Source organism: Stutzerimonas stutzeri, from assembly GCF_000952685.1.
GTDB lineage: Bacteria > Pseudomonadota > Gammaproteobacteria > Pseudomonadales > Pseudomonadaceae > Stutzerimonas > Stutzerimonas stutzeri_E.
On record NZ_JYHV01000018.1, the window covers coordinates 43,741 to 69,918 of the forward strand.

The 26,178-nt window shown below is 61.8% G+C and carries 17 protein-coding genes; 12 read left to right on the plus strand and 5 right to left on the minus strand.

Annotation, left to right across the window (positions count from 1 at the left end):
* Positions 1-5: 5 nt before the first annotated feature.
* The 6 genes from treZ (at position 6) to UF78_RS11075 (ending at position 10,395) form a co-directional block, all read left to right on the plus strand.
* On the plus strand, positions 6-1,787 hold the full coding sequence (gene treZ, locus UF78_RS11050; protein WP_045162273.1) for a malto-oligosyltrehalose trehalohydrolase: 1,782 nt from the start codon (positions 6-8) through the stop codon (positions 1,785-1,787).
* Complete coding sequence (malQ, locus tag UF78_RS11055; RefSeq protein ID WP_045162274.1) at positions 1,777-3,855, plus strand: 4-alpha-glucanotransferase; 2,079 nt, start codon at positions 1,777-1,779, stop codon at positions 3,853-3,855. The genes treZ and malQ overlap by 11 nt, the downstream gene beginning before the upstream one ends.
* On the plus strand, positions 3,852-6,671 hold the full coding sequence (locus tag UF78_RS11060; protein WP_045162275.1) for a malto-oligosyltrehalose synthase: 2,820 nt from the start codon (positions 3,852-3,854) through the stop codon (positions 6,669-6,671). Before malQ ends, UF78_RS11060 begins: the two co-directional genes overlap by 4 nt.
* Positions 6,664-7,041 carry a DUF2934 domain-containing protein gene (locus UF78_RS11065; RefSeq protein WP_045162276.1) on the plus strand — a complete coding sequence of 126 codons (378 nt, stop codon included), beginning with the start codon at positions 6,664-6,666 and terminating at the stop codon, positions 7,039-7,041. The genes UF78_RS11060 and UF78_RS11065 overlap by 8 nt, the downstream gene beginning before the upstream one ends.
* A 99-nt stretch (positions 7,042-7,140) precedes the next feature.
* Positions 7,141-9,291 carry a glycogen debranching protein GlgX gene (gene glgX / locus UF78_RS11070; protein ID WP_045162277.1) on the plus strand — a complete coding sequence of 717 codons (2,151 nt, stop codon included), beginning with the start codon at positions 7,141-7,143 and terminating at the stop codon, positions 9,289-9,291.
* 246 nt (positions 9,292-9,537) lie between these two features.
* A complete protein-coding gene (locus tag UF78_RS11075) occupies positions 9,538-10,395 on the plus strand; it encodes a M23 family metallopeptidase (RefSeq protein WP_080890601.1) in 858 nt (285 codons plus the stop codon).
* A gap of 12 nt (positions 10,396-10,407) precedes the next feature.
* Here the strand turns inward: UF78_RS11075 and UF78_RS11080 are convergent, their stop codons facing one another.
* Positions 10,408-10,689: a DUF2218 domain-containing protein gene (locus UF78_RS11080; protein ID WP_045162278.1), complete on the minus strand. Its 282-nt coding sequence runs from the start codon at positions 10,687-10,689 to the stop codon at positions 10,408-10,410.
* A 28-nt stretch (positions 10,690-10,717) separates the two neighbouring features.
* Positions 10,718-11,545 (minus strand): DODA-type extradiol aromatic ring-opening family dioxygenase, encoded by an 828-nt coding sequence (locus tag UF78_RS11085; protein ID WP_045162279.1) that lies wholly within the window; start codon positions 11,543-11,545, stop codon positions 10,718-10,720.
* Positions 11,546-11,649: 104 nt separating this feature from the next.
* Here UF78_RS11085 and UF78_RS11090 point away from each other — a divergent pair, with 104 nt between their 5' ends.
* From UF78_RS11090 to UF78_RS11115, 6 genes are all read left to right on the plus strand, one after another.
* Entirely contained in the window at positions 11,650-12,570 is a 921-nt protein-coding gene (locus tag UF78_RS11090; RefSeq protein ID WP_045162280.1) for a LysR family transcriptional regulator, read from the plus strand.
* A gap of 311 nt (positions 12,571-12,881) precedes the next feature.
* Positions 12,882-14,150 carry a zinc-dependent alcohol dehydrogenase gene (locus UF78_RS11095; protein WP_045162281.1) on the plus strand — a complete coding sequence of 423 codons (1,269 nt, stop codon included), beginning with the start codon at positions 12,882-12,884 and terminating at the stop codon, positions 14,148-14,150.
* A 13-nt stretch (positions 14,151-14,163) separates the two neighbouring features.
* Positions 14,164-15,081 (plus strand): DUF72 domain-containing protein, encoded by a 918-nt coding sequence (locus UF78_RS11100; RefSeq protein WP_045162282.1) that lies wholly within the window; start codon positions 14,164-14,166, stop codon positions 15,079-15,081.
* A complete protein-coding gene (locus tag UF78_RS11105) occupies positions 15,078-15,881 on the plus strand; it encodes an endonuclease/exonuclease/phosphatase family protein (RefSeq protein WP_045162283.1) in 804 nt (267 codons plus the stop codon). Before UF78_RS11100 ends, UF78_RS11105 begins: the two co-directional genes overlap by 4 nt.
* Entirely contained in the window at positions 15,878-17,116 is a 1,239-nt protein-coding gene (clsB, locus tag UF78_RS11110) for a cardiolipin synthase ClsB (RefSeq protein ID WP_045162284.1), read from the plus strand. The genes UF78_RS11105 and clsB overlap by 4 nt, the downstream gene beginning before the upstream one ends.
* The gene (locus tag UF78_RS11115) at positions 17,113-18,147 is read left to right on the plus strand and encodes a lysylphosphatidylglycerol synthase domain-containing protein (RefSeq protein ID WP_045162285.1); all 1,035 of its coding nucleotides are present in this window, start codon (positions 17,113-17,115) and stop codon (positions 18,145-18,147) included. The genes clsB and UF78_RS11115 overlap by 4 nt, the downstream gene beginning before the upstream one ends.
* Before the next feature lie 75 nt (positions 18,148-18,222).
* On the opposite strand, the gene glgB is transcribed toward UF78_RS11115, so the two are convergent.
* The 3 genes from glgB to UF78_RS11130 form a co-directional block, all read right to left on the minus strand.
* Positions 18,223-20,439 (minus strand): 1,4-alpha-glucan branching protein GlgB, encoded by a 2,217-nt coding sequence (gene glgB, locus UF78_RS11120; protein ID WP_045162286.1) that lies wholly within the window; start codon positions 20,437-20,439, stop codon positions 18,223-18,225.
* Complete coding sequence (treS, locus tag UF78_RS11125) at positions 20,439-23,759, minus strand: maltose alpha-D-glucosyltransferase (protein ID WP_045162287.1); 3,321 nt, start codon at positions 23,757-23,759, stop codon at positions 20,439-20,441. The genes glgB and treS overlap by 1 nt, the downstream gene beginning before the upstream one ends.
* Before the next feature lie 143 nt (positions 23,760-23,902).
* Positions 23,903-25,915, minus strand: a complete 2,013-nt coding sequence (locus tag UF78_RS11130) for an alpha-1,4-glucan--maltose-1-phosphate maltosyltransferase (protein WP_045162288.1) — start codon at positions 25,913-25,915, stop codon at positions 23,903-23,905.
* Positions 25,916-26,178 lie beyond the last annotated feature (263 nt).

A 26,178-nucleotide genomic window follows, 5' to 3' on the forward strand; every position in this document is an offset into this window, starting at 1 on the left:
GATCAATGCAGAACAGGCCTGCCCGCAACGGGCAACACGGACCGGTACTACTCGATGCGTCTCGTACCCGGTTCAGGCTCTGGGCACCCGACGCGCAAAGCGTCAGCCTGGTGATCGTCGGCGGCGATACGCTGCTCATGCAGGAAGGCGAAAACGGTTGGTATAGCACCGAGGCAGAGGCTGGGCCCGGTACGCATTACAGCTTTCTGATCGACGATGAACTGACCGTGCCTGACCCAGCGTCTCGCGCGCAGTCAGCCGATGTGCACGATCCGAGCATCGTCGTCGATCACGACGCCTATCAATGGCGCAACCATGATTGGCGGGGCCGCCCATGGCACGAAACGGTTCTCTACGAGCTGCATGTGGGCGCCTACGGCGGCTACGCGCAAATCGAACAGCGACTCCAGACGTTGGCCGAACTCGGGGTCACGGCGATCGAGTTGATGCCGCTCGCCGAATTCCCCGGCGAGCGCAATTGGGGCTATGACGGCGTTCTGCTGTACGCGCCGGAGGCGTCATACGGCACGCCCGAGCAGCTCAAGCACTTGATCGACACCGCCCATGGCCTCGGTCTGATGGTTTTCATCGATGTGGTCTACAACCACTTCGGCCCGGACGGCAACTACCTGCACCGTTACGCCAAGCATTTCTTCCGCCACGATCAGCAGACGCCCTGGGGTGATGCCATCGACTTCCGTCGCCCGGAGGTGCGGAGTTTCTTCATCGACAATGCGCTGATGTGGCTGATGGAGTACCGCTTCGATGGTTTGCGCATGGATGCCGTGCATGCCATCCCGGATCGTTCGTTTCTCACCGAACTGGCCGAGCGAGTGCGCGCAGAAACCGAGCCCGGGCGCCATGTGCATCTGGTCCTGGAAAACGAGGACAACCGCTCCAGCCTGCTCACACAGGGCTTCACTGCCCAATGGAACGACGATGGACACAACGTCCTGCACGCACTGCTGACCGACGAGCGTCAGGGCTATTACGCCGACTATCACCAGGATTCGACCACCAAGCTGGTCCGGTTCCTCGGGGAAGGCTTCATTTACCAAGGCCACCAGAACCGCCGTGGCGAATCGCGGGGCGAGCCCAGCGGGCATCTGCCGCCGACGTCGTTCGTGCTGTTCCTGCAGAACCATGACCAGACTGGCAATCGCGCCTTCGGCGATCGTTTGATCAGCCTCACCGATCCCGATGCGCTCAAGGCGGCGACGGCCGTTCTGCTGCTCTCGCCGATGATCCCGCTGTTGTTCATGGGTGAAGAATGGGGCGCCCGCGAGCCATTCCTGTTCTTCACCAGCCACCACGGTGAGCTGGCCGATGCCGTGCGCGAAGGTCGCCGCGGCGAGTTCGCCGAGTTCGCCGAGTTCGCCGACGAGCACACCCGCGAGCGCATTCCGGACCCTAACGCGGTGGAGACCTTCGAAGCGTCGAAACCCGACTTCAGCAAGCGGGTTCAACCGGAACACGCCGAGTGGCTGGCGTTGTATCGCCAGTTGCTGGAAATCCGCCATCGCGAAATCGTGCCGCGGCTGGAGGGCTCGCAGTTCCTCGGCGCACAGGCGCTCGGAACCGCCGCTGCCCTTGCCCGCTGGCGTCTGGGGGATGGCAGCGAGCTGCGTCTGGAGCTGAACCTCAGTGATGTCGACGTCGCGGTCGACCCACCGAATACCGGCGCCCGTCTGCTGCACGCCAGCCGTGCCGGCGCAGCCGAACCCCATGCAAGCACGCTGCAAGCGCGTTCCGCCAAGCTGTATCTGGAGACTGTCAATGAGCGATGAACGACTGAACCGTCTGGCCAAGGCAGCGGGTCTGTCCATCGACTGGGTGGACGCCGATGGTCGCGACCAACGGGTAAGCCCGGAGGTGCTGCGTGCGGTACTCGGAGGGCTGGGCCTCGCCGCCGACAGCGAGAGCGACATCGAAACCAGCCTGGAAAAACTCGATGCCATCAACGGGACTTCCCACGTACCGCCCTTGATGACCCTGGATCAAGGCGCACCCCTGCAATTAGGCCGTTATTTCGAGCCGGGCACAGCCTATGCCCTGACGCTCGAAGACGGTCACCAGCACCAGGGCACACTGGACGATCAGGCACATCTGGCAGCGATCGATACACCGGGCTATCACCACTTGGAGATCGGGGGACAGCAGCTGACGCTCGCAGTCGCACCGCATGCCTGCCCTAGCGTCGAGGATATCGCCGGTCCCAACGCCTGGGGTCTTACGGTTCAGTTGTACGGCTTACGCCGCCCGGGTGATGGCGGGCTGGGCGATACCCTGGCCCTTGAAGCCATTGTGCGCAATGCAGCCGCCCATGGTGCCGATGCCCTCGGTATCAGTCCTATCCATGCGATGTTCACCGGTAATAGCGATCAGTACAGCCCCTATTCGCCTTCGAGCCGCTTGTTCTACAACATCCTGCACTGCGCACCGGAGGCGATACTCGGCGACACACCGCTGCGAATCGCCATCGAATCCTGCGGGCTGACCGAGGAGCTGCAACGGCTGGAACAACTGGAGCTGATCGACTGGGGCGCAGTGTCCAGCACCCGTCAGTGCCTGTTGCGGGCGCTCTATGACGACTTCGTCACCGGTGGCAATGCCCAGCAGGCCGACTTCGAGAGCTTCCGCGAAGCGGGTGGCGAAGCACTGGAAAATCATTGCCGTTTCGAAGCGCTGCACGCGGCCCTGCTTACCCCTGAAGGCGATCCGCAGCACTGGCGCGACTGGCCTGAGCAATATCGCAGCCCGCAAAACCCTGCGGTGGAACAATTCGCCCAGGAGCATGCCGACGAGGTCAGTTACTACGCCTTCTGCCAGTGGCTGATCGCGCGTGGCCTGGAACGCGCCCAGACCGCCGCGCGTAGCGCCGGAATGAAGATTGGCCTGATCAGCGATCTGGCGGTGGGCGCCGATGGCGGCGGCAGCCAGGCCTGGAGCCGACAGGATGAGGTGCTGGCGGCACTGAGCGTCGGCGCACCACCGGACATCATCAACCGTCAGGGTCAGAGCTGGGGTATTTCCGCCTTTTCCCCGTGGGGCCTCAAAGCCCATGGCTACCGGGCGTTCATCGAGATGGTTCGCGCCAACCTAGCGCACGCCGGCGGGATGCGGATCGACCACGTCATGGGCCTGATGCGATTGTGGGTGATGCCGGCCGGCGCTGGCCCCATGGAGGGCGCGTATCTCAACTACCCCGTCGATGATCTGCTGCGACTGCTGTCGCTCGAAGCGTGGCGGCGCCGTGCGGTGATTCTGGGCGAAGACCTCGGCACAGTGCCTGAGGGACTTCGCGAAAAACTCGCCGCTCGCGGCCTGCTGGGCATGCGCGTGCTGTTCTTCGAACGCGACCACCACGGCAACTTCAAGGCGCCTGGGGAGTGGCCGCGCAGCGCCCTGGCGACCTCCACCACCCATGATCTGCCGACCATCAACGGCTGGTGGCGAGGCCACGACATCGACTGGCGCATCCGCGTTGGCCAGCACCAGGAACACGAACGTCCGGCTCAGCTGGAGGAGCGCGAGCGGGAACGTGCCGGGCTGCTCCGTCTGCTGCGCGAATATGCACCGGAGGTTCAGGGCGATCTAGCCGACGCCGAAGTGCTGGCCGACGCCTGTGGGGCCTTCCTCGGGCGTACGCCCGCGCCGTTGGTGCTGTTTCCGGTGGAGGATGCGCTGTGCCTGCTGGAACAACCGAACATGCCCGGCACCACCGATACCCACCCCAACTGGCGACGCCGTTACCCCGGCGACAGCGCCACTCTGCTTGACGATCCTGCTTGCACGCGCCGCCTGAAAATCCTGGCAGAGGCCCGCGAGCAGACCATTGGGAATGACCATCGATGAGAGACCTTAGCGCCACCCTGCGATTGCAGTTCCATCGAGACTTCACCCTGGACGACGCGACGGCGCTGGTCGACTACTTCGCCGACCTGGGCATCAGCCACCTGTACGCATCGCCCTTGCTCACCGCCCGTCCGGGATCGATGCATGGTTACGATGTCATCGACCCCACACGCATCAACCCGGAGCTCGGCGGCGAACCGGCGCTGCGTCGTCTGGTCGCCGCGCTGCGCGCCAAGGGCATGGGCCTGATACTCGATATCGTCTCCAACCATATGGCCGTTGGCGGCTCGGGTAATCCCTGGTGGCTGGACGTGCTCGAATGGGGCCGTCGCAGTCCGTATGCACAGTTCTTCGACATTCAGTGGAACTCGCCCGACCCCCTGCTCGAAGGCCAGCTGCTGATTCCGTTTCTCGGCAGTGATTACGGCGAAGCGCTGCAGGAGGGCAAGATTCCCCTGCGCCTGGATGCCGAGAACGGCGCGCTCTACGCCGAGCACTACGAACATCGCTTCCCCATTACTCCGCCCAGCTATGGCGAAGTGCTGCGGCTTACCGACAACCACGAGTTGCGCGCCCTGGCACAGCATTTCGATGCCTTGAAGACCGAGCCGGCACCCTATCAAACGGCCCGGCAACTGCGCGCAGATCTGGCACGGCTGCTTGAAGACGACGCAGTCAGGCATACCCTCGAAGCCGCGCTCAAGCACTACGACTCGACCACCGAAGAGGGTTTCAAGCGCCTTCATGGCCTGCTGGAACGCCAGAACTACCGTCTCGCCAGCTGGCGTACCGCCGGCGATGACATCAACTGGCGGCGCTTCTTCGACATCAATGAGCTGGGCGGTCTGCGTGTCGAGCGTCCGGTGGTATTCGAGGAAACCCACGCGAAAATCTTCGAGCTGATCAGCGAAGGCCTGGTCGACGGGTTGCGCATCGATCACGTCGATGGGCTGGCCAACCCACGTGGTTATTGCCGGCAGCTGCGCCGCCGGGTCGATCGGCTGAACGCCGCGCGGCCTGCCGAAGCGGCGCAGGCGCATGTCCCCATCTATGTCGAGAAGATCCTCGCCGGGGGCGAACGCCTGCACGACGACTGGGGCGTGGACGGCACCACCGGCTATGAATTCATGAACCAGGTATCGCTGCTGCAGCACGATCCGGCAGGAAAATCGGTGCTCTGCTCGCTATGGAGTGAAATTTCCGAGCGCCCGGAAGACTTCATGGAAGAAGTGCGCCTGGCACGCCAACTGGTGCTTACCGGGCCCTTGGCAGGCGACTTCGAAACCGTGGCGCAGGCCCTGCTACAGGTGGCGCGCTACGACGTGATGACCCGTGACATCACCTTGGGCGCCATTCGCCGGGCGCTGCTGGAGCTGATCGTGCACTTTCCGGTGTACCGAACCTATATCGGTGCCCATGGCCGGCGCGAGGCGGACGAGCCGTTCTTCCAGCAGGCGCTGGCGGGTGCACGCACCACCCTCGGCGAGGCGGACTGGCCGTTGCTGGATCTGCTCGATCGCTGGCTCGGTGGCGAGAGCCTGCGCTCGCTGCCTCCGGGTCCGGCCCGACGAATCCGTCGCTACGCCTGCACACGCTTCCAGCAGCTCACCTCACCGGCAGCGGCCAAGGCCGTGGAAGACACTGCCTGCTATCGCTCCGGCGCCTTGCTGTCGCGCAACGATGTCGGCTTCGACCCGCAGACCTTCAGTGCGCCGGTGGACGCTTTTCATGCCGAGTGTCTGGCCCGCGCCGAGCATTTCCCGCGCAATTTGCTGGCCACCGCGACCCACGATCACAAGCGCGGCGAAGACACCCGCGCCCGGATGACGGTGATCAGCGAGCGTGCGGAGTGGTTTGCCGCCAAGGTGCGTCATTGGCGACAACTTGCCTATGGGCAACGACAGGACCTTGCCGAAGGGCCCGCGCCTTCCGCCGGGGACGAGATGCTGCTGTTCCAGATTCTGCTCGGAAGCTGGCCGCTGGATATGGATGCGAATGACCGCGAGGCTGTCGAGGCGTACGGCGAGCGGATCATCAAGTGGCACGAAAAGGCCGTGCGCGAAGCCAAGCTGCGCAGCACCTGGACCGATCCCAACAGCGAATATGAAGGTGCCTGCCAGCAGTACATCAGAGCCCTGCTGCTCGACGAGCAATGCAAGACCCTGCGCACCGAGATCGCCGCTGCGGCGACGGAACTCGCGCCGGCCGGCGCCCTGAACAGCCTGACCCAGACCTTGCTGCGCATGACCACGCCTGGCGTCCCTGACCTCTATCAAGGCGCCGATTACTGGGACTTCAGCCTGGTCGACCCGGATAACCGACGGCCCGTGGACTTTGATCGGCGCCGCGCCACGTTCGACCTGCACGCGCAGCCCGCCGAGCTGCTCACCAATTGGAAAGACGCCCGCCTCAAGCAATGGTTGATCGCCCGAACCCTGGAGCTGCGCCGTCAGCAGCCTCGGCTGTTCACCGAGGGTCGTTACCTGCCGTTGAAAGTCGAGGGTGAGCACGCCGATCGCCTGATCGCCTTCGCACGGGAATTGGATGGCACTTGGCTGATCGTCGTCGCCGCACGGCTCGCCAGCTGCCTGCTCGCCGACAGCCCTTCGCCGCAGATTCCGGCTGAGCGCTGGGGCGACACCGTCGTGCAACTACCCGATGCGCTGAGCGGTCACGCAATGGAGCGACTTTTTGACGGAATGACAGTCACACCCAAACAGGCGGGTGTACATGTAACAGAGATTTTGCAACCACTGCCCTTGGCGCTTTTACAGCTATCTATCCCAGTTCAACAGGAGAATCAGAACGATGACTAAAGACGAGAAACGCATCCGCGAATTTGCTTACGACATTTGGGTATCGGAGGGGCGCCCACACGGCCAGGACGAACGTCACTGGGAGATGGCTCGGAAATTGGTCGAAGCAGAAAATGGCAAGTCGACCGAGAAGCCTGCAAGTCGCTCGCGCAAGACGGCCACCAAACCGACCGATGCGACGCCTGCTGCAAAACCCACCAAGGCCGCCAAGCCCGCGCAAGATGCCAAGCAGCCCACCGACGTCAAGCCAGCAAAACCAGCGGCCAAAAGCACTGCGCGCCCCAAGGCCAAGGCTGGTACAGAAGCCGCCGAAGGCACCCCTGCAGGCGTGAAGAAAACCCGCGCCCCACGAGCCAAGAAAGAAAGCTGAACGTTACGCCGCGATCCCGATCCGGCTGTCGAGCGCCAATCGTGACTGCGGCTTTCCAGTGTCTTAACCGCCCGACCAAGAGCTGCCATCGGAGATTTCATGAGTAGAAAAAAACCTGCGGCGCCTCAGATTCTGATCCCTTCGCGTATACGCGAAGGACTTCCCTTCCCGCTTGGCGCTACCTGGGATGGGCTGGGAGTCAACTTTGCGATCTTTTCCGCGAACGCGACCAAGGTCGAGCTGTGCCTGTTCGATACCGATGGCGAAACCGAGCTCGAGCGCATCGAGCTGCCCGAATACACCGACGAGATCTGGCATGGCTACCTGCCCGACGCCCATCCGGGGCAAATCTACGGCTATCGTGTGCACGGCCCATACGAGCCCGATGCCGGTCATCGTTTCAACGCCAACAAATTGCTGATAGACCCCTACGCCAAGCAGTTGGTGGGTGAGCTGAAATGGTCCGAGGCCCTGTTCGGCTATACGATCGGACACGCCGACGCCGACCTCAGCTTCGACGAACGCGACAGCGCCCCTTTCGTGCCCAAGTCCAAGATCATCGACCCGGCTTTCACCTGGGGGCATGACCGTCCCGTGCAGGTGCCGTGGGACCAAACCATCATCTACGAGACCCATGTGCGTGGTTTCACCATGCGCCATCCCTCGGTGGCCGAAGACATGCGCGGCACCTTCGGCGGTTTCAAGACGCCGGAAGTGATCGATTACGTGCGCAAGCTCGGCGTCTCGTCGATCGAGTTCCTGCCGATCCATGCCTTCGTCCAGGACCAGCACTTGCTGGAAAAGGGCATGAGCAATTACTGGGGCTACAACAGCATCGCCTTTTTCGCTCCGCACCCGAAGTATCTGGCCAGCGGCAAGATCAGCGAGTTCAAAGAAATGGTCGCGCACCTGCACAATGCCGATCTTGAGGTCATTCTCGATGTGGTCTACAACCACACCGCCGAAGGCAACGAGCTGGGCCCGACTCTGTCCATGCGGGGCATAGACAACGCCTCTTATTACCGTCTGATGCCGGACGAAAAGCGCTACTACATCAACGACTCTGGTACCGGCAACACGCTGGATATGAGCCACCCATGCGTGGTGCAAATGGTCACCGATTCGCTGCGCTACTGGGCGCAGGAGATGCACGTCGACGGCTTCCGTTTCGACCTGGCGACCATCCTCGGCCGCCAGCACGATGGCTACGACGAACGCCACGGCTTCCTCGTGGCCTGTCGTCAGGACCCGGTGCTGGCCAAGACGAAACTGATCGCCGAACCCTGGGATTGCGGTCCGGGTGGCTATCAGGTCGGCGGCTTCCCACCTGGTTGGGCGGAGTGGAACGATCAGTTCCGCGACACCGTTCGCTCGTTCTGGCGCGGCGATGATGGGCAGTTGGCTGATTTCGCCAGCCGGCTCACCGGTTCAGGTGACCTGTTCAATCAACGCGGCCGTCGGCCCTTCAGCTCGGTCAACTTCGTCACCGCCCATGACGGCTTCACGCTCAAGGACTTGGTGTCCTACAACGAGAAGCACAATGAAGACAACGACGAGAATAACCGCGACGGCAGCGACAACAACATTTCCTGGAATCATGGCGTAGAAGGCCCGACCGACGATCCAGAGATCACAGAGCTGCGCTTCCGGCAGATGCGCAACTTCTTCGCCACGCTGTTGTTCTCTCAGGGCACGCCGATGATCGTAGCTGGCGACGAATTCGCCCGCACCCAGCACGGCAACAACAACGCTTATTGCCAGGACAGTGAAATCGGCTGGGTCAATTGGGATATTCCGGAAGACAGTCGCTCGTTGCAGGCCTTCGTGCGCAAGTTGATTCGGCTGCGCCAGCGTTATCCGATGCTGCGCCGGGGACGATTCCTGGTCGGTGCCTATAACGAAGAGTTGGGCGTCAAGGACGTTACCTGGCTGGCTCCTCACGCAGAAGAGATGACCGTCGAGCATTGGCAGGACGGCAACAATCGCTGCATGGGTATGCTCCTCGATGGCCGCGCACAGCCGACGGGGATCCGCCGGGCTGGCTCGGACGCGACGCTGCTGATCATCGTCAATTCCCATCACGACGTCGTCAATTTCACGCTGCCGGAAGTGCCCCAAGGCATCTACTGGAACCGCCTGATCGACACCAACAACCCTAATGCGCGGCCCGAGCAATTCGAGTTCAGCGATGAGTACGCGCTGACCGGCCGTTCGTTATTGCTGTTCGAGCTGATCAAGGAAGAGGAATAACGTCGATCAAGGGAACGGCTCCGCGTAACAAGGTCAGGGCCCCGGTTCCCGGGGCCTTGGCGCATCTGAAGCCAGTCGCGGCGCGGGCGCGTCATTGGCACTCAATCGTTGGTTGGATACCGACGTGCGGTAGTGAACGCCACCTCCTTCCCTTAGTCCCAACCCCTGCGCGGCATTCACGCAACCCGACGGATTTGTCCTGCCGGCCGCAGGCAGATTGTCCCATCCGTGACGGATCACTCGCATATGGCTTCGACCCGGCTGATCGTTTCACTTGCTCTACTGACCTTCTGTTCCGCCACTGTCCTGCCCGTTCTGGCCGGTGGCAGCATCACCAACGCGACGCTGCCGGCGACCAAACCCGGTAGCGTGCGACTGCTCGTGAATCGGACAGGCTCCGGCAAGGCAATGGACGTGCACAACGATACGGACGTGCCGGTCGAAGTGGTGCTGCGCTTGACCCGCATGGTTAATGTCACTGGTGTCGGCAAGGGTGTCGTTCGCCAGACTGTGCCCGCACGCACCCGCATGCGCGTTGCTACCTTGCGCAAACGCCAGCCTGGTTATCCGCTGATGTATCAGCAGTCGTTCAGCTATTCATTGATCTACTCACCAGAGCCGGGGAAGAAAGGTTCGGTGGGCGGTTACGCCTATGCGCTTCCTTGGAAAGGTGGCCCTTTCCGTATTTCCCAAGGCGCCGGAGGAGATTTCAGCCACAACTCGCCCAAAGGCCGCTTTGCTGTAGATGTCGCCATGCCGGTGGGCACGCCAATCGTAGCGGCACGCGCGGGTACCGTACTGGAAGTGCGCAATAACCAGGGCGGCCGGCTGCCTGATCCGGCGGGCAACTATGTGCGCATTCTTCACGACGACGGCAGCCACAGCGCCTATCTGCACCTCAAGCGCGGCTCAGTGCAGGTGCAATCGGGGCAGCAAGTCAAGGCGGGCGCCCTGCTCGGACGCTCCGGCAATACCGGGCGCAGCACCGGCCCGCATCTGCACTTCGTGGTGCAAAAAGCCTATGGCGATTCGATGGTGTCGATCCCCTTCCGCTTCTCCCAACCGGTCAATGCCCTGCCGAACTTCGCCCGCAACGACCCTTGAGCTACAAAACGATCAGCGCTTCCAGGCGAAATTGAAGATTTCGTCCGCGGACATGCGCTGCAGGTGGTCGGCCACCACGGTTTCCATTTGAGCCAACTGTCCTTCGTCTTCGGTTTGCACCTGCGCGGTCAGGCTCCCGTCGCCTGCGGTCAGCAGACACTGGGCATCGCCAAACGCGATATGGCCTTGTTGATCGTCGAAGCTGACCTCGAACTTGTGACTCCAATGCTTGCAAAGCCTGCGGATCAGGCGACTTGGGTTGGACGTTTCGATCTGTACGGTGGAACTGTGCATGTTGATTTCCTGATTAAGGGCCGATCGCTCAGCCAAACTGGTAGGCCGACAAAGTCGTTTGCATGACCCGGTCGGAGAATATCTTGCGGCCCGAGCTGTTCGCTCCGGCGCCTGCTGCCACCATGAGCGGCAGCAGATGCTCTTCGCCATGAGGTGGATGACACAGACGCGCCGATGGCGCCTCGGTCCATTGCTGCAGCAACGCGTCGCGCTGGGCTGGCGCGGCGCTGACGGTTTCGCTCAACCAATGATCGAACGCGTCCGAAATCGGCGCAAAACGCGGGTCGCCATAGCCTTGCATGTTGTGAAAGCTCATGCCGCTGCCAACAATCAGCACGCCCTCGTCGCGCAACGGCGCGATGGCGTGACCGATATCGATATGGGCCTGGGCATTCAGGTCGCTGCGCAACGACAGCTGCACGACCGGCACGTCCGCATCCGGAAACATCAGCTTCAGAGGAATGAAGACACCGTGGTCGTAACCGCGCTGTGGATCTTCGCCAGCAGCGATTCCGGCCTTGCCAAGCAGATCGACCAAGCGCGTCGCCAATGCAGGATCGCCCGGCGCCGGGTAGCGCAGCTCATAGGTATGCGCTGGAAAGCCGCTGTAATCGTAGATCAGTTCAGGACTGGTGCTGGCGGTGACCATGACCTTGCGCTCCAGCCAGTGGCCGGACACCAGCACGATGGCACGCGGTCGCTGTGGCAGCGATGCGGCGACGCCTTTGAGGAAGGCGGCCATCTTGTCCCAGGCATCGACCGGATTCCACTCCATGAAGAAGCAAGGGCCGGCGCCATGCGGTACGAACAGGGTGGGCATGCGCGTCGGTGGCGCGTCTTCGTGCTGGCGGGTCATGTCATCGTCGTCCTCGCGTGTGAGGCGACAAGTATGGATTACACTTCGTATGGCTTTAACAAGGCAAAACGCCTCAACAGTTCTAACTGAGAGTAGGAGCCAAGATGCTCGACCGAATAACAGGAATGCGAGTGTTCGCCCGGGCCGCCAGCGCCGGCAGCCTTTCCGCCGCGGCGCGGCATCTCGGGCTATCTCCTGCGATGGCGACCAAACATGTCGATGCACTTGAAGCCCGGCTCGGCGTCAAACTGTTCCATCGCAGCACGCGGCGCCTGAGCCTCACGGCAGCTGGCAGCAGCTATCTCGAAGCATGCCTGCGACTGCTGCCGGAGATCGACGAGGCCGAAGCGAGCATCGCATCGCAGCGGGTCGACGCCTCTGGCCTTCTGCGGATGAACGTGCCGCTATCGTTCGGCACTCGCTTCATCGCTCCGCTGATGCCGGGGTTCAGCCGGCGCCACCCGGCCGTGAAAATCGAGTTGGGGCTGACCGATAGCCAGGTCGATCTGATCGATGGCAGCTGGGACATGGCCGTACGCATCGGCCGCCTCACCGACAGTCCGTTGCAGGCCAGGCGCCTGGCGGACTGCCCAATGCTGGTATGCGCTTCACCCGGCTATCTGACGGAGCATGGTGTACCGAAGCGGGTGAGCGATCTATCTCGGCACAATTGCCTCGGCTACAGCCTGTCAACCTTGTCGGGTGGCCGCGAGTGGGCATTCGGCCCGGCCGGTGAATTTCGAGTGCCCATCCAAGGCAACCTGATCGCCAACAACGGGGCGGCTCTGGTAGCGGCTGCGGTGGGCGATCAGGGCCTGATCTATCAACCGCAGTTCATCGTTGCCGCTGCTTTGAGCCGCGGCGAACTGGTGACGATAGAGCTGGACCAGCCATCGCTTGGGCTCGGCGGCATCCATGTGGTTTACCCCCCCGATCGCCGCCCCCCGGCCAAAGTGCGAGCGATGATCGACTATCTGGTCGAAGCCTTCTCCGGCGAGCTGCCCTGGGCCTCGCCGCGCACCTGACGTGGCTCGCCCCCTTCGGCATCGCTGCCGGCCGCTTGTCGTTCTCGACTGATCTCCCCGCCAAAACGCCGCGGCAGAGGCCGCGCATGCGCGGCGGATTGAAAAAAAGATGAACCGCGAAAGCCTCGATTAGTCCGAATGAAGGTGCACCTGTTCGGCGCAGCGTGCCGTTGGACGACTCGCCGGCCAAGCCCGGGCCGATCCGCAGGAACGCCGACCGGTTCTCGACCGGCTGACCTACAAGCAGGACGTCACCAATCATCCATGCCGTTCGAGTCCAACAGGCTGGAACGGTGCGTTACGGAGTAGCCATGAAAGCTGTCGTTTATCACGGTGTCGGCGATATCCGCCTTGAGGACGTAGCCGAACCACGCATCGAAGCCCCTACCGACGCCATCGTTCGCATCACCGCCTCGGCCATCTGCGGCACAGATCTGCACTTCGTTCGGGGCACCGTCAGCGGAATGAAGCCCGGCACCATCCTTGGCCACGAGGCCGTAGGCATCGTCGAGGAATTGGGTGAAGACGTCCGTAACCTGCAAGTCGGCGATCGGGTGGTGGTTCCGTCGACCATCGCCTGTGGCAACTGCTCCTATTGCCGCTCCGGCTATTTCGCCCAGTGCGACGTCGCCAACCCGAACGGCAAGGAGGCCGGCACGTCCTTTTATGGCGGCCCGTCCCAGACTGGGCCGTTCCATGGCATGCAGGCCGAGAAAGCACGTATCCCCTTCGCCAATATCGGTCTGGTCAAGCTGCCGGCGGATATCAGTGATGACCAGGCGATTCTGCTTTCCGACATTTTCCCGACCGGTTATTTCGGCGCGGAAATGGCCGAGATCCGCTCGGGCGATACCGTGGCCGTGTTCGGCTGCGGCCCGGTCGGCCAATTCGCCATCGCCAGTGCCAAACTACTGGGCGCCGGGCGCGTCTTTGCCATCGACCAGTTCGAGGACCGCCTGCGCATGGCGCAGCGCCAAGGCGCGGAAGTCATCGATTTCAATCGTGAGGATCCGGTCGAAACGTTGAAGCGGCTCACCGCCGGAATCGGTGTCGACCGCGTGATCGATGCGGTCGGCATTGATGCCGAACATGGCTGCTGCGGCGGTAAGCCGGCCGACGGTGCGCAGTCCGGTCAGGGTGCCCAGTGGCAGCCCGGCGACGGCCCATCGCAGGCCCTGGAATGGGCGGTGCAGAGCTTGGCGAAGGCCGGCACCCTGTCCATCATCGGCGTCTATCCACCAGATGCGATGACTTTTCCCATCGGCATGGCGATGAACAAGAACATCACCATGAACATGGGCAACTGCCATCACCGCAAATACATTCCGCGGCTGATCGAAATGATCCAGGCGCGGCGCATCGACCCTGCGAAGATTCTGACCCAGATCAAGCCGATGACCGACGCCATCGCGGCCTTCGAGGCGTTCGATCGGCGCGAGCGCGGCTGGATCAAGGTGGAATTGCAACCACAGCGGGGCCATTCCGCCGGGGCTGGATCGGAGGAGAACGTCGTCGATCAGGCGGTTGCCGACACCTTCCCCGCCAGCGATCCAACCAGCATGCAGAGTCCCGGCAGGTAGCAGGAGAAAAGCGATGGCGGCCATCCATATCGGAATATCGGGCTGGCGCTACGCACCCTGGCGAGGCGACTTCTATCCCAAGGGCCTTACCCAGAAGAACGAGCTCAGGTTCGCCTCGCGTGCGGTAAACAGCATCGAGATCAACGGTTCCTTCTACGCGCTCCAGCGACCTGAGCTGTACACCGGCTGGTACGACGAAACCCCGAAGGGCTTCGTCTTCAGCGTCAAGGCGCCGCGCTATATCACGCATATCCTGCGCTTGCGCGATGTGGAGAAGCCCATCGCCAATTTTCTTGCCTCTGGCGTACTGGCGCTCAAGGACAAGCTCGGGCCGATGCTGTGGCAGTTTCCACCTTCGTTCAAGTTCGACGCAGCGCTCTTCGAAACCTTTCTCAAACTGTTGCCGCACGACACCGAGGCAGCGCTGGAAATGGCCAAGGGATGCGAGGCGCGAATGGAGGGCCGCAGTTATTTGCAGATCGACCGCAAGCGCCGGCTGCGCCACGCCGTGGAAATTCGTAACCAGAGCTTCGTTGACCCCGCGTTCGTTGCGCTGCTGCGCAAGTACAAGGTCGCACTGGTCGTGGCGGACACCGCCGGCAAATGGCCCTATCGCGAGGATCTCACCAGCGATTTCGTCTACATCCGCCTGCATGGCGCCGAAGAGCTCTATACCAGCGGCTACAGCGAAGAGGCGCTGGACAACTGGTGCCAGCGCATAACGCTGTGGAACCAGGGCGGGCAACCCGACGACGCCCATCTCATCTCGGACGATAAGCCCCCATCACGCCAGGCGCGGGAGGTGTACTGCTATTTCGACAACGACGTGAAGGTCCGAGCGCCCTACGATGCGCGGCAGCTGTTGCGCCGGCTCGGGCTGGAGGAAAACCTGGAGACCACTCCGGGCCACCTGGAAGGAGCACTGGCTTGAATCTGGACAAGAATCACCCACTGGACAGCAGCGACCTGGACGCCCACATGTCCACGGCGGTCAACGCAGTCCGCCTGCTTACCGTCAACACCCACAAGGGCTTCACCGCCCTCAATCGCCGATTCATCCTGCCGGAGCTGCGCGAGGCGGTCAGGGCGGTCTCGGCCGACGTCGTATTTCTTCAGGAAGTGCTGGGCACCCACGAGAAACACGCCTTGCGCTTTCACGACTGGCCGAAGATGTCGCAGTACGAATTTCTCGCCGACAGCATCTGGACCGACTTCGCCTATGGCCGCAACGCGGTCTACCCGGACGGCGATCACGGCAATGCGCTGCTGTCGAAGTTTCCGATCACGCGCTACGAGAACCTCGACATTTCCATCGCCGGGCCGGAGCGCCGCGGCTTGTTGCATAGCGTGCTGCAGGTGCCGGGCCATGAGGAGTTTCATGCCATCTGTGTGCACCTGGGCCTGCGCGAATCGCACCGACAGCAACAGCTCGGTCTGCTGTGCGAGCTCCTCGACTCGCTGCCCCAGGGCGCCCCGGTGGTGGTCGCCGGCGATTTTAACGACTGGCGGCTGAAGGGCGCTCAGATCCTGGATCGTTGCGCCGGCATGCATGAGGTATTCGCCGTGTCCCAGGGCAAGGTGGCCAAGACCTTCCCGGCGCGTTGGCCGATGCTGCGCCTGGACCGCATCTATGTGCGCAACGCCACGAGTCATAAAGCACGGATTCTCGGTAACAAACCCTGGACGCACTTGTCCGATCATCTGCCCTTGGCGGTGGAGATACACCTATGAATTTTCACTGGAGAGACGGGAATCGTCTTCAGTTGCTGGAAAACGGCGAGGAGTTCTTCCCCGCCGTGTTCGAGGCCATTGCGGCCGCAGAAAAGGAAGTCCTGCTGGAAACCTTCATTTTCTTCAAGGACAAAGTGGGCCAAGAGTTGCAGAAAGTCCTGATCGCTGCTGCCGAACGCGGCGTCAGCGTCGACGTCACTGTAGACGGCTATGGCTCGGCTGACCTGAATGGCAACTTCGCCGCGGCGATGACGCGGGCCGGTGTACGCATTCATATGTTCGACCCGGGCAAACGGCTGCTCGGCAAGCGCGTCAACGTGTTCCGACGCATGCACCGCAAGATCGTCGTGGTCGATGGTCAGGTCGCCTTCATCGGCGGTATCAATTTTTCTGCCGATCACCTGGGCGATTACGGCCCTGCAGCCAAGCAGGATTACGCGCTGCAGGTCGAGGGGCCCATCGTCCACGACATCCATCGCTTCGCCCTCAGCACCATCGCGCCGAACCAGGCGAATCGGCGCTGGTGGCATCGACGGGTGCGTACGCAAAGCAACGGCTACGTTGGTGTCAGTCGGGGCGAAGCACGTGCGCTGTTCGTGACTCGAGACAACCACAACCACCGCAACGATATCGAGCAGCATTATTTGCAAGCGATTCGTGACGCTCGCTCGCGCCTGTTGATCGCCAATGCCTATTTCTTTCCCGGCTATCGGCTGCTGCGCGAGATCCGCAACGCCGCTCGGCGCGGCGTGCGGGTGCGGTTGATTCTGCAGGGTCAACCGGATATGCCGATCGCCAAGTTCGGCGCGCGCATGCTGTACAACTACCTGATGAACGACGGCGTCGAGATCCATGAGTACTGCCGCCGGCCGTTGCACGGCAAGGTCGCGCTGGCCGATTACGAATGGTCAACGGTGGGTTCGAGCAATCTCGATCCGCTCAGTCTGTCGCTCAACCTAGAGGCCAATCTGATCATTCGTGATCATGCGTTCAACCGCCAACTGCATGAAAATCTGGACCGTTTGCTGCAGGAGGATTGCCGGCGCATTCCGCTGGAACGCATGATCCGCGGTTATTGGTGGCGCGCACCGCTAGCCTTTTTCATCTTCCATTTTCTACGGCATTTTCCGCAGCTGGTCGGCCTGTTCCCAGCACACCGCCCCAAGCTGCAGCTGATCGACCCGGAGCCGCTTGAGCCCAGTCCTCCGGCACCCTTGCAACGAGACCATCAATGAGCGAGACCCAAGACGCGTCACGCAGCGGTTGGCGGCGACGCTGGCCGCTGATCAAGAAGATCCTGACCTATGTCTTCTTCGTGCTGGTCGCCGGGCTGCTGGTGGGCTTGGCGCGCAATGTCGACTGGCCTGAGGTCTATCGGACGCTGAGCAACTACAACGCCCGTACGCTCTGGCTCGCAGGCGCCGCCACCTTCGGCAGCTACGCCGTGTATTGTAGTTTCGACGTCCTCGGCAAGCGCTACGCGCAGCACAATTTGCCGGTGCGCCAGATCGTGCCGGTGACCTTCGTCTGCTACGCCTTCAACCTCAACCTGAGCGCCTGGGTTGGCGGCATCGCGCTGCGCTATCGGCTGTACTCACGATTGGGTTTGCGCGCTTCGCAGATCACCCGAGTGTTCACGCTCAGCGTGCTCACCAACTGGCTCGGCTATATCTGGCTGGCCGGATTGATCTTTTCGTTGGGCTGGATCACCCCACCGGAGAGCTGGGAGATTGGCGATACGGCGCTGCGCATGCTCGGTGCCGGCTTGCTGCTGCTCGCGCTGGTCTATCTTTGGGCGTGCGGCTTCTCCAAGCGCCGCCACTGGACGATACGCAAACATCAGATCCACCTGCCATCACTGCGATTGGCTGCCTTGCAGATGCTGCTGGGCGCTGCGAACTGGTCGCTGATGGCACTCGTGGTCTATTTCATGTTGTCGCAACAGGTCGCCTACCCCACGGTGCTGGGGATCCTCATGATCAGCAGCATCGCCGGAGTGATTGCCCACATTCCGGCGGGCCTGGGTGTGATCGAAGCGGTGTTCGTGGCAGCCCTTGGCGGCGAACTCAGCAACAGTACGATCGTAGCCGGCCTGATCGGCTATCGCGTCGTGTATTTCCTGGTGCCGCTGTGCTTGGCCACTATGCTCTACGTCGTGCTCGAAGCCCGGGCGAAGAAGTTGCGCTCCGGAAACGAGGCTCAACCCAGCGAAGAAAAAGCGCCGGGAGACCATCCGTCCAGCGCTCAAAAAGCCGTTAGCCGCTAAACGAGACGAATAAAAATAAGCCGGGACGATTGTCCCGGCTTCTGTCTTTCCGGCGTCCTGTTGGACGCTTGGGCATTACACCTGCGGTCGCAGGATGATCACGCCCAACGGTGGCAGTGTCAGCGAGAGCGATACGTCCTGCCCATGCGCCGGGACCGACTCGGCCAGCATGCCTCCGCCATTGCCCACGTTCGAGCCGCCGTAGCACTCGGCATCGCTGTTGAAGATTTCCAGCCAGCGGCTGTCCACCGGCACGCCGATCCGGTAGCCCTCACGCACCACCGGCGTGAAGTTGCCCACGACCAGCAGCGGATGTCCGGTCGAGCTCTTGCGCAGCCAGGCGAACACGCTATTGGTGCGGTCATCGCCGATAAGCCACTGGAAGCCCTGCGGGTCGCTGTCCAGCTCATGCAATGCGGGCTCTTGTCCGTACAGGCGATTGAGATCGCGCACCAGGTTCTGCGCACCCCGATGATCGGCCTCATCGAGCAGATGCCAGTCCAGTTCGCGGTCGTGGCTCCACTCACGCCATTGGCCGAACTCGCAGCCCATGAACAGCAGCTTCTTGCCAGGGTGCGTCCACATGAACGACAGGTAGGCACGCAGGTTGGCAAACTTTTGCCAGCGGTCACCGGGCATCTTGTCGATCAGCGAACCCTTGCCGTGCACCACTTCGTCATGCGAGATCGGCAGCACGAAATGCTCCGAATAGGCGTAGACCATGCCGAAGGTAAGCTTGTCATGGTGGTACTGACGATTGATCGGATCTTCCTGAATGTATTTGAGGGTGTCGTGCATCCAGCCCATGTTCCACTTGTAGGCAAAGCCCAGGCCGCCCTCGGACGTGGGTTTGCTGACGCCCGGGAACGCGGTGGACTCCTCGGCGATGACCAAGGCTCCAGGCGTCTCGGTCGCGACCACATCGTTCAGATGACGCAGGAACTCGATGGCCTCCAGATTCTCCCGACCGCCATGACGGTTCGGAATCCATTCGCCTTCTTTGCGTGAATAATCGCGATAGAGCATCGAAGCAACGGCATCGACCCGCAGCGCATCGACGTGGAATTCACGCAGCCAATGCAGCGCCGAGGCCAGCATGAAGCCGTGTACCTCGGTGCGCCCCAGGTTGTAGATGTAGGTGTCCCAGTCCTGATGGAAGCCTTCGAAAGGGTGCGCGTACTCGTAAAGCGCTGTGCCATCGAACTCGCCCAGACCGTGGGCGTCGGTCGGGAAATGCGCCGGAACCCAGTCGAGGATTACGCCGATGCCGGCGTTGTGGCAGGCATCGACGAAGGCAGCGAAATCATGCGCAGTACCGTAACGAGCGCTGGGCGCGAATTGCGACAGCAGCTGATACCCCCAGGATCCGCCAAAGGGGTGTTCCATGATTGGCATCAGCTCGATATGGGTGAAGCCCAGGTCCACGACATAGGGAATCAGCCGTTCGGCCAGTTCGTGCCAGTCGTACAACCGACCATCGTCACCGCCCTCCCGGCGCCAGGAGCCAGCATGCAGTTCGTAGATGGTCATCGGTGCCTGCAGCGATTGCCGCGCAACCCGCTGCTGCAACCAGGCATCATCTTTCCATTCGTACTCCAGCGGATGCGAGATCACCGACGCGGTGCCCGGCGGCAACTCGGTGGCCAACGCCACGGGGTCGGCCTTGAGCGGCAATATCCCGTGTGGGCCGAGAATCTCGAACTTGTAGCGGTCACCGGGTTGCAGACGCGGGATGAAAATCTCCCAGACACCGGCGGGAAACCGCAGACGCATCGGATGCCGCCGCCCGTCCCAGTCGTTGAAACTGCCGACCACCGAGACTCGCCGGGCGTTGGGTGCCCAAACGGCGAAGCGCACGCCCTGCACGCCTTCGACTTCCATCGGTTGCGCACCGAATACGCGGCCGATCTCCCGGTGGTTGCCTTCGGAGAACAAGTACATGTCCATCTCGCCGAGCTGTGGACCGAAGCTGAACGGGTCTTCGGTGACCTGCTCGCCGCCGGCCCAGCGAATCTTCAACAGATACGGCTGCGGGTTGGTCAGGCGGGTAAAGAAGAATCCGGGCACCTGACCCTGCTCCATCGCGGCCAGCACGCGGCCACCGGAGCGCTCCAGTACCTCGACGCCGAGCGCATTGGGCAGATAGGCGCGCACCACCAGCCCGTCCCCGTCCGGGTGTGGGCCGAGTATGGAAAACGGATCGCCATGTTCGGCGCGAACCAGCGCATCCACATCGGCATCGCTGGGTAGCAGGGTTTCCCCAGGCATGGTTACGACCGGTCGATCAATCATTAGGAACCTCCATCGGAAATCTGTTGTGCCAGAACTGCAAGCCCTTGCAACGGGACGGACAGCCAGGCCGGGCGGTTCTCTGCCTCATAGGCCACTTCATACGCGGTCTTTTCCAGGCTGAACAGGGCCAGCGCGGCGTCAGCACCGGCGGCATCCTTCCAGGCGTGCGGCAGTTGCGCGGTAGCCTCGCGATAAGCCTCGAGGAAGACGCTGCGCGCGCTCTGCTGGTAGGTTTCGGAAATCGTGCGCCGTGCCAGATCCGCGGCTTCGGAGCTGTCGCTGATCTGGGCATTGCGCAGTGTCATGGCGCTGGCGTATTCGAAGGAGCGCAACACGCCGGCCACATCCTTGAATGGGCTCAGCTTGCTTCTGCGCTCGTCGAGCGAGCGCGCCGGCTCACCTTCGAAGTCGATGAAATAGGCATCGCCCTGGGCGACCAGTACCTGGCCGAGGTGAAGATCGCCGTGCACCCGGGTTCGCAGCCCCCCGACGGTACGTTCTGCCAACCGTTTGACCTCAGCCAGCAGCGGCTTGCGTTGTCCAAGCAACTGATCCACAAGCGTCGCTGCCTTGCGGTCCAGATCGCCCCGACGGGCTTGCAATAGATCCAGTGCGCGCTCTACTTGAGCCGAGATCGCCTTGGTCCATTCCTTGGTGTCGGCCGAACGCGTCGGCTCGCTGGCAAACGCCAGATCGTCAGTCTGTGTCGCCAGGGTCATATGCATCTCGCCCAGCCGTTGACCGAGCAGGCGATTGAAGGCCTCAAGCTCCTCGAGGGCGCTGAACTGGTTCTCGTGCAGAGAGACCCCGCCGGCGATCTGGTCGCGAACAGCGCGATCCAGCGTGTTGAGCGTCCATTCCCACGCGTCGCCCTGGTTGTCGAGGAAGCGCTGTACCACCATCAACGCGTACTGCTCGCCCTGTTTGTCGACCCGGGTGACCTGTCCGAGCATCGCCGAGATGTGCATGAAGCCCTGCTCGGTCAGGAAGCGCCCCATCTCCAACTCCGGGTGTATCCCCGCCGAGACCCGGCGTAGTACCTTGATCATCATGCTGCTGCCGATGATTGCCGAGCTGTTGGACTGTTCTGCCGTGAGGTAACGAACCTCGGCATCGGCCGGCAATTCCACCTCGGCCAGTTTGTCCATCGGCTCGAAACGGATCTCCCCTTCGCCGCAAGGCAACACTTGCTCTTCACGCAGCGCCTGGATAACGCCCAGCACGAACTGGTTCAGCGCGAAGGCATCGGTCAACAGGCCGACCTGTGGGCCACGGCGCACCCGCGCCATGGCCAGCTGTTGCGGCAACGCAATGTCGAAATCGCCTTCGTCGAGGAAACCCAGCGGCAGCTGATAAAAATCGATGCGCCCTGCCGTTTCCACTGCAATCTCACTCAACAGCACGGGCCTGTGGGCATCGCCGAAGGGCACGCTGTAGCAGATCTTGATCGAGTCGATGGTCGCGTCCTTGCTGGCGAACCAGCGCCGTTTCGGCAAATACGCCGGTAACGACTCGGTCTCGAGAATGCGTTTGTTCGCAGCGGTGAGCGTGTCCAGACGTTTGAGCACAAGCGTTTGAAAGTCGGGCATGGTTTCCACCGGTGCCTGGTGCCAACTGGGCATCTGGTGACTGGTCGCCAACTGAAACCAGTAGAAGCCATAAGGTGGCAACGTCAGCAAATAGGGTAATTGGCCGATCGGCGGGAAGGCACTTCCGCCAACCATCTCCACCGGCACCATGCCGGCATAGTGAGAAAGCTCGAGCTCCGCCGCCTGAGCCGAACGCGAAACGTTGGCGACGCAGAAAATCACCTCGGTTTCCCCGCTGGGTGTCGTGTATTCGCGCAGATAGGCCAGAATGCGGCGATTGCTCGGCGCCAGCATCTTCAGCGTGCCGCGGCCGAACGCCTTGAATTGCTTGCGAATCGAAAGCAGACGGCGCGTCCAGTTCAGCAGCGAATGCGGATCGCGCTGCTGCGCCTCGACGTTGATCGCTTGATAGCCGTACAGCGGATCCATGATCGGCGGCAGTACCAGGCTCGGTGGATCGGCGCGGGAAAAACCGCCATTGCGGTCTACGGACCATTGCATGGGCGTGCGCACGCCATCACGGTCGCCGAGGAAGATGTTGTCACCCATACCGATCTCGTCGCCGTAATAGATCACGGGCGTACCCGGCATCGACAGCAACAGACTGTTGAGCAGCTCGATGCGGCGGCGGTCGCGCTCCAGCAGCGGCGCCAGGCGCCGGCGAATGCCGAGATTGATCCGCGCGCGTTTATCCGATGCGTAGTAGTTCCAGAGGTAGTCGCGCTCCTTGTCGGTCACCATTTCGAGGGTCAACTCGTCATGGTTGCGCAGGAAGATCGCCCATTGGCAATTCTCTGGAATATCGGGAGTTTGCCGGAGGATATCGGTGATCGGAAAACGGTCCTCCTGCGCCAGCGCCATGTACATGCGCGGCATCAGCGGAAAGTGGAATGCCATATGGCATTCATCACCCGGGCCGCCATCTTCGCCGCCGAAATACAGCTGGGTGTCTTCCGGCCACTGGTTGGCTTCGGCCAGCAGCATGCGGTCGGGGTAATTGGCATCGATCTCGGCACGGATCTGTTTCAGCACCACGTGGGTTTCGGGCAGGTTCTCGTTGTTGGTGCCGTCACGTTCGACCAGATAAGGAATGGCATCCAGCCTCAACCCGTCGATGCCCAGGTCCAGCCAATAGCGCATGACGCTGAGTACCGCCTTCATCACCTGAGGGTTGTCGAAATTGAGGTCCGGCTGATGCGAATAGAAGCGGTGCCAGAAGTACTGCTGGGCGACAGGATCCCAGGTCCAGTTCGAGACCTCGGTGTCGAGGAAGATGATCCGCGTGCCGTCGTACTTGTCATCCGTGTCGGACCAGACATAGAAATCGCGGGCTGCCGAACCTTTTTTAGCCTTGCGCGCGCGCTGAAACCAGGGGTGCTGGTCCGAGGTGTGGTTGATGACCAGTTCGGTGATGACCCGCAGGCCGCGTTTGTGCGCGGCGGCGATGAAGCGCCTCGCATCGGCCATGGTTCCGTAGTCGGAATGCACGCCGCGGTATTCGGCGATGTCGTAGCCGTCATCACGCCGTGGCGAGGGATAGAACGGCAATAGCCAGATGGTGTTGACGCCGAGGTCGGCAATGTAATCGAGCTTCTCGATCAGACCTTGGAAGTCGCCGACGCCGTCGTTGTTCGAGTCGTAGAAAGATTTGAGGTGGACCTGATAGACCACTGCGTCCTTGTACCAGAGAGGATCCTTGATAAAGGCGGCTGGTTTACGCGCTTTGGCCATGTTCTCGTTCCTTTCATGACCTCCAGAACCCGCTCCATCAAGGCATCGGGTGGAGACTCAAAACGTGCATCAGTACTAGAATATGGATTAACTAATACATATAACGTGCTGATATTTAAAGGTAAGCAGACACTTCCAAGAATTTACTTTAAGTCAGGATCCGGGGCGTCGGCGGTGAGCCGCCAAATGCCGAACGGCAGGTGCCAGGGTTCGATGCGCATCCACTGTGTCTTGCCGTACCAAGTCCAGCGATGCCCATTCATCAGGTCTTCGCCACGGGTTTCGGCATGGTCGGGCAGCCCCAACTCCCACAGTGGAAGTTCGAAATGGGCTTCCTGAGCGTTGTGTGGATCAAGGCTGATAGCGATCAAAATGAAGTTGGAGCGGTCCGGCGTACGCTTGCCGAAATACAGAATGTTGTCGTTGTAGGCCGTGTACGCGCTGAAGCCGAGGTGGGTCTGCAAGGCCGGGTTCTGCCGACGGATGCGATTGAGCTGAGCGATCTCGGCAACGATGTTGCCTGGCGCGTGATAGTCGCGCGGACGGATTTCGTACTTCTCCGAGTCGAGGTATTCCTCTTTGCCCGGAATCGCGGCGGACTCGCACAGTTCGAAGCCCGAGTACATCCCCCACAGCCCCGAGCCCATGGTCGCCAGTGCGGCACGGATGAGGAAACCGGGGCGGCCGGAGTCATGCAGGAAGAACGGGTTGATATCGGGCGTGTTGACGAAGAAGTTCGGCCGGTAGCAGTCGCGCAGCGGGGGCTCGTTGAGCTCAGTGAAATACTGGCTCAACTCCGCCTTGTTGTTGCGCCAGGTGAAATAGGTGTAGCTCTGGTTGAAGCCAACCTTACCCAGACGCGCCATCATTGCCGGGCGGGTGAACGCCTCGGAAAGGAACATGACGTCCGGATCGCGCTCACGGATGTCTGCAATCATCCATTCCCAGAACGGCAGCGGCTTGGTATGTGGATTGTCGACGCGGAAGATCTTCACGCCCTGCTGCACCCAATGCCAGACCACGTCGCGCAAGGCGATCCACAGGTCCGGCATGGCGTCCTCGGCGTAGAAATCGACGTTGACGATGTCCTGGTATTTCTTGGGTGGGTTCTCTGCGTAACGGATCGTCCCGTCCGGTCGCCAGGAGAACCAGCCCGGGTGTTCCTTCAGCCAGGGGTGGTCCTGGGAGCACTGAATAGCGAAGTCGAGCGCGATTTCCAAGCCGTGCTCACGTGCAGCGGTCACCAGCTCGCGGAAGTCTTCGAGCGTGCCCAGCTGCGGATGCACGGCGTCGTGACCGCCCTCCTCGCTGCCTATGGCATAAGGGCTGCCCGGATCGTTTGGCCCGGCCACCAGGGTGTTATTGCGGCCTTTGCGGTGCTGCCGGCCAATGGGGTGAATCGGCGTGAAATAGAGCACATCGAAGCCCATGTCGCGGATCGATGGCAGGCGCTTATGCACATCACGGAAGGTGCCGTGGCGATTCGGGTCATCGGTTTCGGAGCGCGGAAACAACTCGTACCAACTGGCGAACTGGGCCAGCGGCCGTTCGACTTCGAGGGGGAAGACCTGGCTCTGACTGCAATGCTCCCGTGGGTCGGCATCGGCCATGACAGCGGCTGTTTCTTCGGCCAGCAGAACCGACACGCGCTCGTCGTCCAGATGCGCCGTGCTCAGGCGGTGCAGCAGATCGTCGATGATGGCCTTGACTTCACCTTGGGCACGGCTGCTGGCCCGTTCCAGGAGCAAGCGGCCTTCCTCCAGTTCCAGTTGCACCGGCACACCGGCGGTATGCTTCTTCGATAGTTCGTAACGGTAGGTCTCGTAGATATCCCACCAGGCTTCGATCATGAATTCATGGCCCGCGACCTGCGTCGGGGTGAAATGTCCTTCCCAGCTGTCATTGCCGATCAGCTTGAGACGAGCACGGCGCCAGGTGTCTTCGTCCTTGGTCCGCCAGCAAATCGCGGCGGCGAGCTGGTCATGGCCGTCGGCGAATATCTTGCTGGTTACGTTGACCGGATGGCCGATGATGGCCTTGGCAGCGAAACGCCCACCGTCGAGCACCGGCTCGGTCGACTCGATGGCGATACGCGGCATCTTCAATGCTTGTTCCAGTCGAGGGTGAATCGTTGCGTGGGGCTGTGTATCGGTCATCGAGCGGGCTCCTGAGGCCTAAGTCGTTGCGATACGGCAAACCAACCGCGGCGGAGGCGGCAACCGTTCGGGTTGGATTTACCGTGTGAAAACCCGCGCTGCAGGCTTTCATGGGCTCTGTTCTTCCGAACCAACGGAGGCTGTAAAAGTTCAGCAGAACAGACCGCAGCGGTGCAGCCGAATGTCGCCGTACGACGACTGTCGGAAACTGCAACGCGGGATCCAAGAAAGGTCTGTACTCAAGCGAGGAGCGATGCGCAGTT

Bases quoted from the DNA above. Each gene is read 5' to 3' on its own strand.
- treZ (WP_045162273.1), top strand. From the start codon at position 6: ATGCAGAACAGGCCTGCCCGCAACGGGCAACACGGACCGGTACTACTC.
- malQ (WP_045162274.1), top strand. From the start codon at position 1,777: ATGAGCGATGAACGACTGAACCGTCTGGCCAAGGCAGCGGGTCTGTCC.
- UF78_RS11060 (WP_045162275.1), top strand. From the start codon at position 3,852: ATGAGAGACCTTAGCGCCACCCTGCGATTGCAGTTCCATCGAGACTTC.
- UF78_RS11065 (WP_045162276.1), top strand. From the start codon at position 6,664: ATGACTAAAGACGAGAAACGCATCCGCGAATTTGCTTACGACATTTGG.
- glgX (WP_045162277.1), top strand. From the start codon at position 7,141: ATGAGTAGAAAAAAACCTGCGGCGCCTCAGATTCTGATCCCTTCGCGT.
- UF78_RS11075 (WP_080890601.1), top strand. From the start codon at position 9,538: ATGGCTTCGACCCGGCTGATCGTTTCACTTGCTCTACTGACCTTCTGT.
- UF78_RS11080 (WP_045162278.1), bottom strand. From the start codon at position 10,689: ATGCACAGTTCCACCGTACAGATCGAAACGTCCAACCCAAGTCGCCTG.
- UF78_RS11085 (WP_045162279.1), bottom strand. From the start codon at position 11,545: ATGACCCGCCAGCACGAAGACGCGCCACCGACGCGCATGCCCACCCTG.
- UF78_RS11090 (WP_045162280.1), top strand. From the start codon at position 11,650: ATGCTCGACCGAATAACAGGAATGCGAGTGTTCGCCCGGGCCGCCAGC.
- UF78_RS11095 (WP_045162281.1), top strand. From the start codon at position 12,882: ATGAAAGCTGTCGTTTATCACGGTGTCGGCGATATCCGCCTTGAGGAC.
- UF78_RS11100 (WP_045162282.1), top strand. From the start codon at position 14,164: ATGGCGGCCATCCATATCGGAATATCGGGCTGGCGCTACGCACCCTGG.
- clsB (WP_045162284.1), top strand. From the start codon at position 15,878: ATGAATTTTCACTGGAGAGACGGGAATCGTCTTCAGTTGCTGGAAAAC.
- UF78_RS11115 (WP_045162285.1), top strand. From the start codon at position 17,113: ATGAGCGAGACCCAAGACGCGTCACGCAGCGGTTGGCGGCGACGCTGG.
- glgB (WP_045162286.1), bottom strand. From the start codon at position 20,439: ATGATTGATCGACCGGTCGTAACCATGCCTGGGGAAACCCTGCTACCC.
- treS (WP_045162287.1), bottom strand. From the start codon at position 23,759: ATGGCCAAAGCGCGTAAACCAGCCGCCTTTATCAAGGATCCTCTCTGG.
- UF78_RS11130 (WP_045162288.1), bottom strand. From the start codon at position 25,915: ATGACCGATACACAGCCCCACGCAACGATTCACCCTCGACTGGAACAA.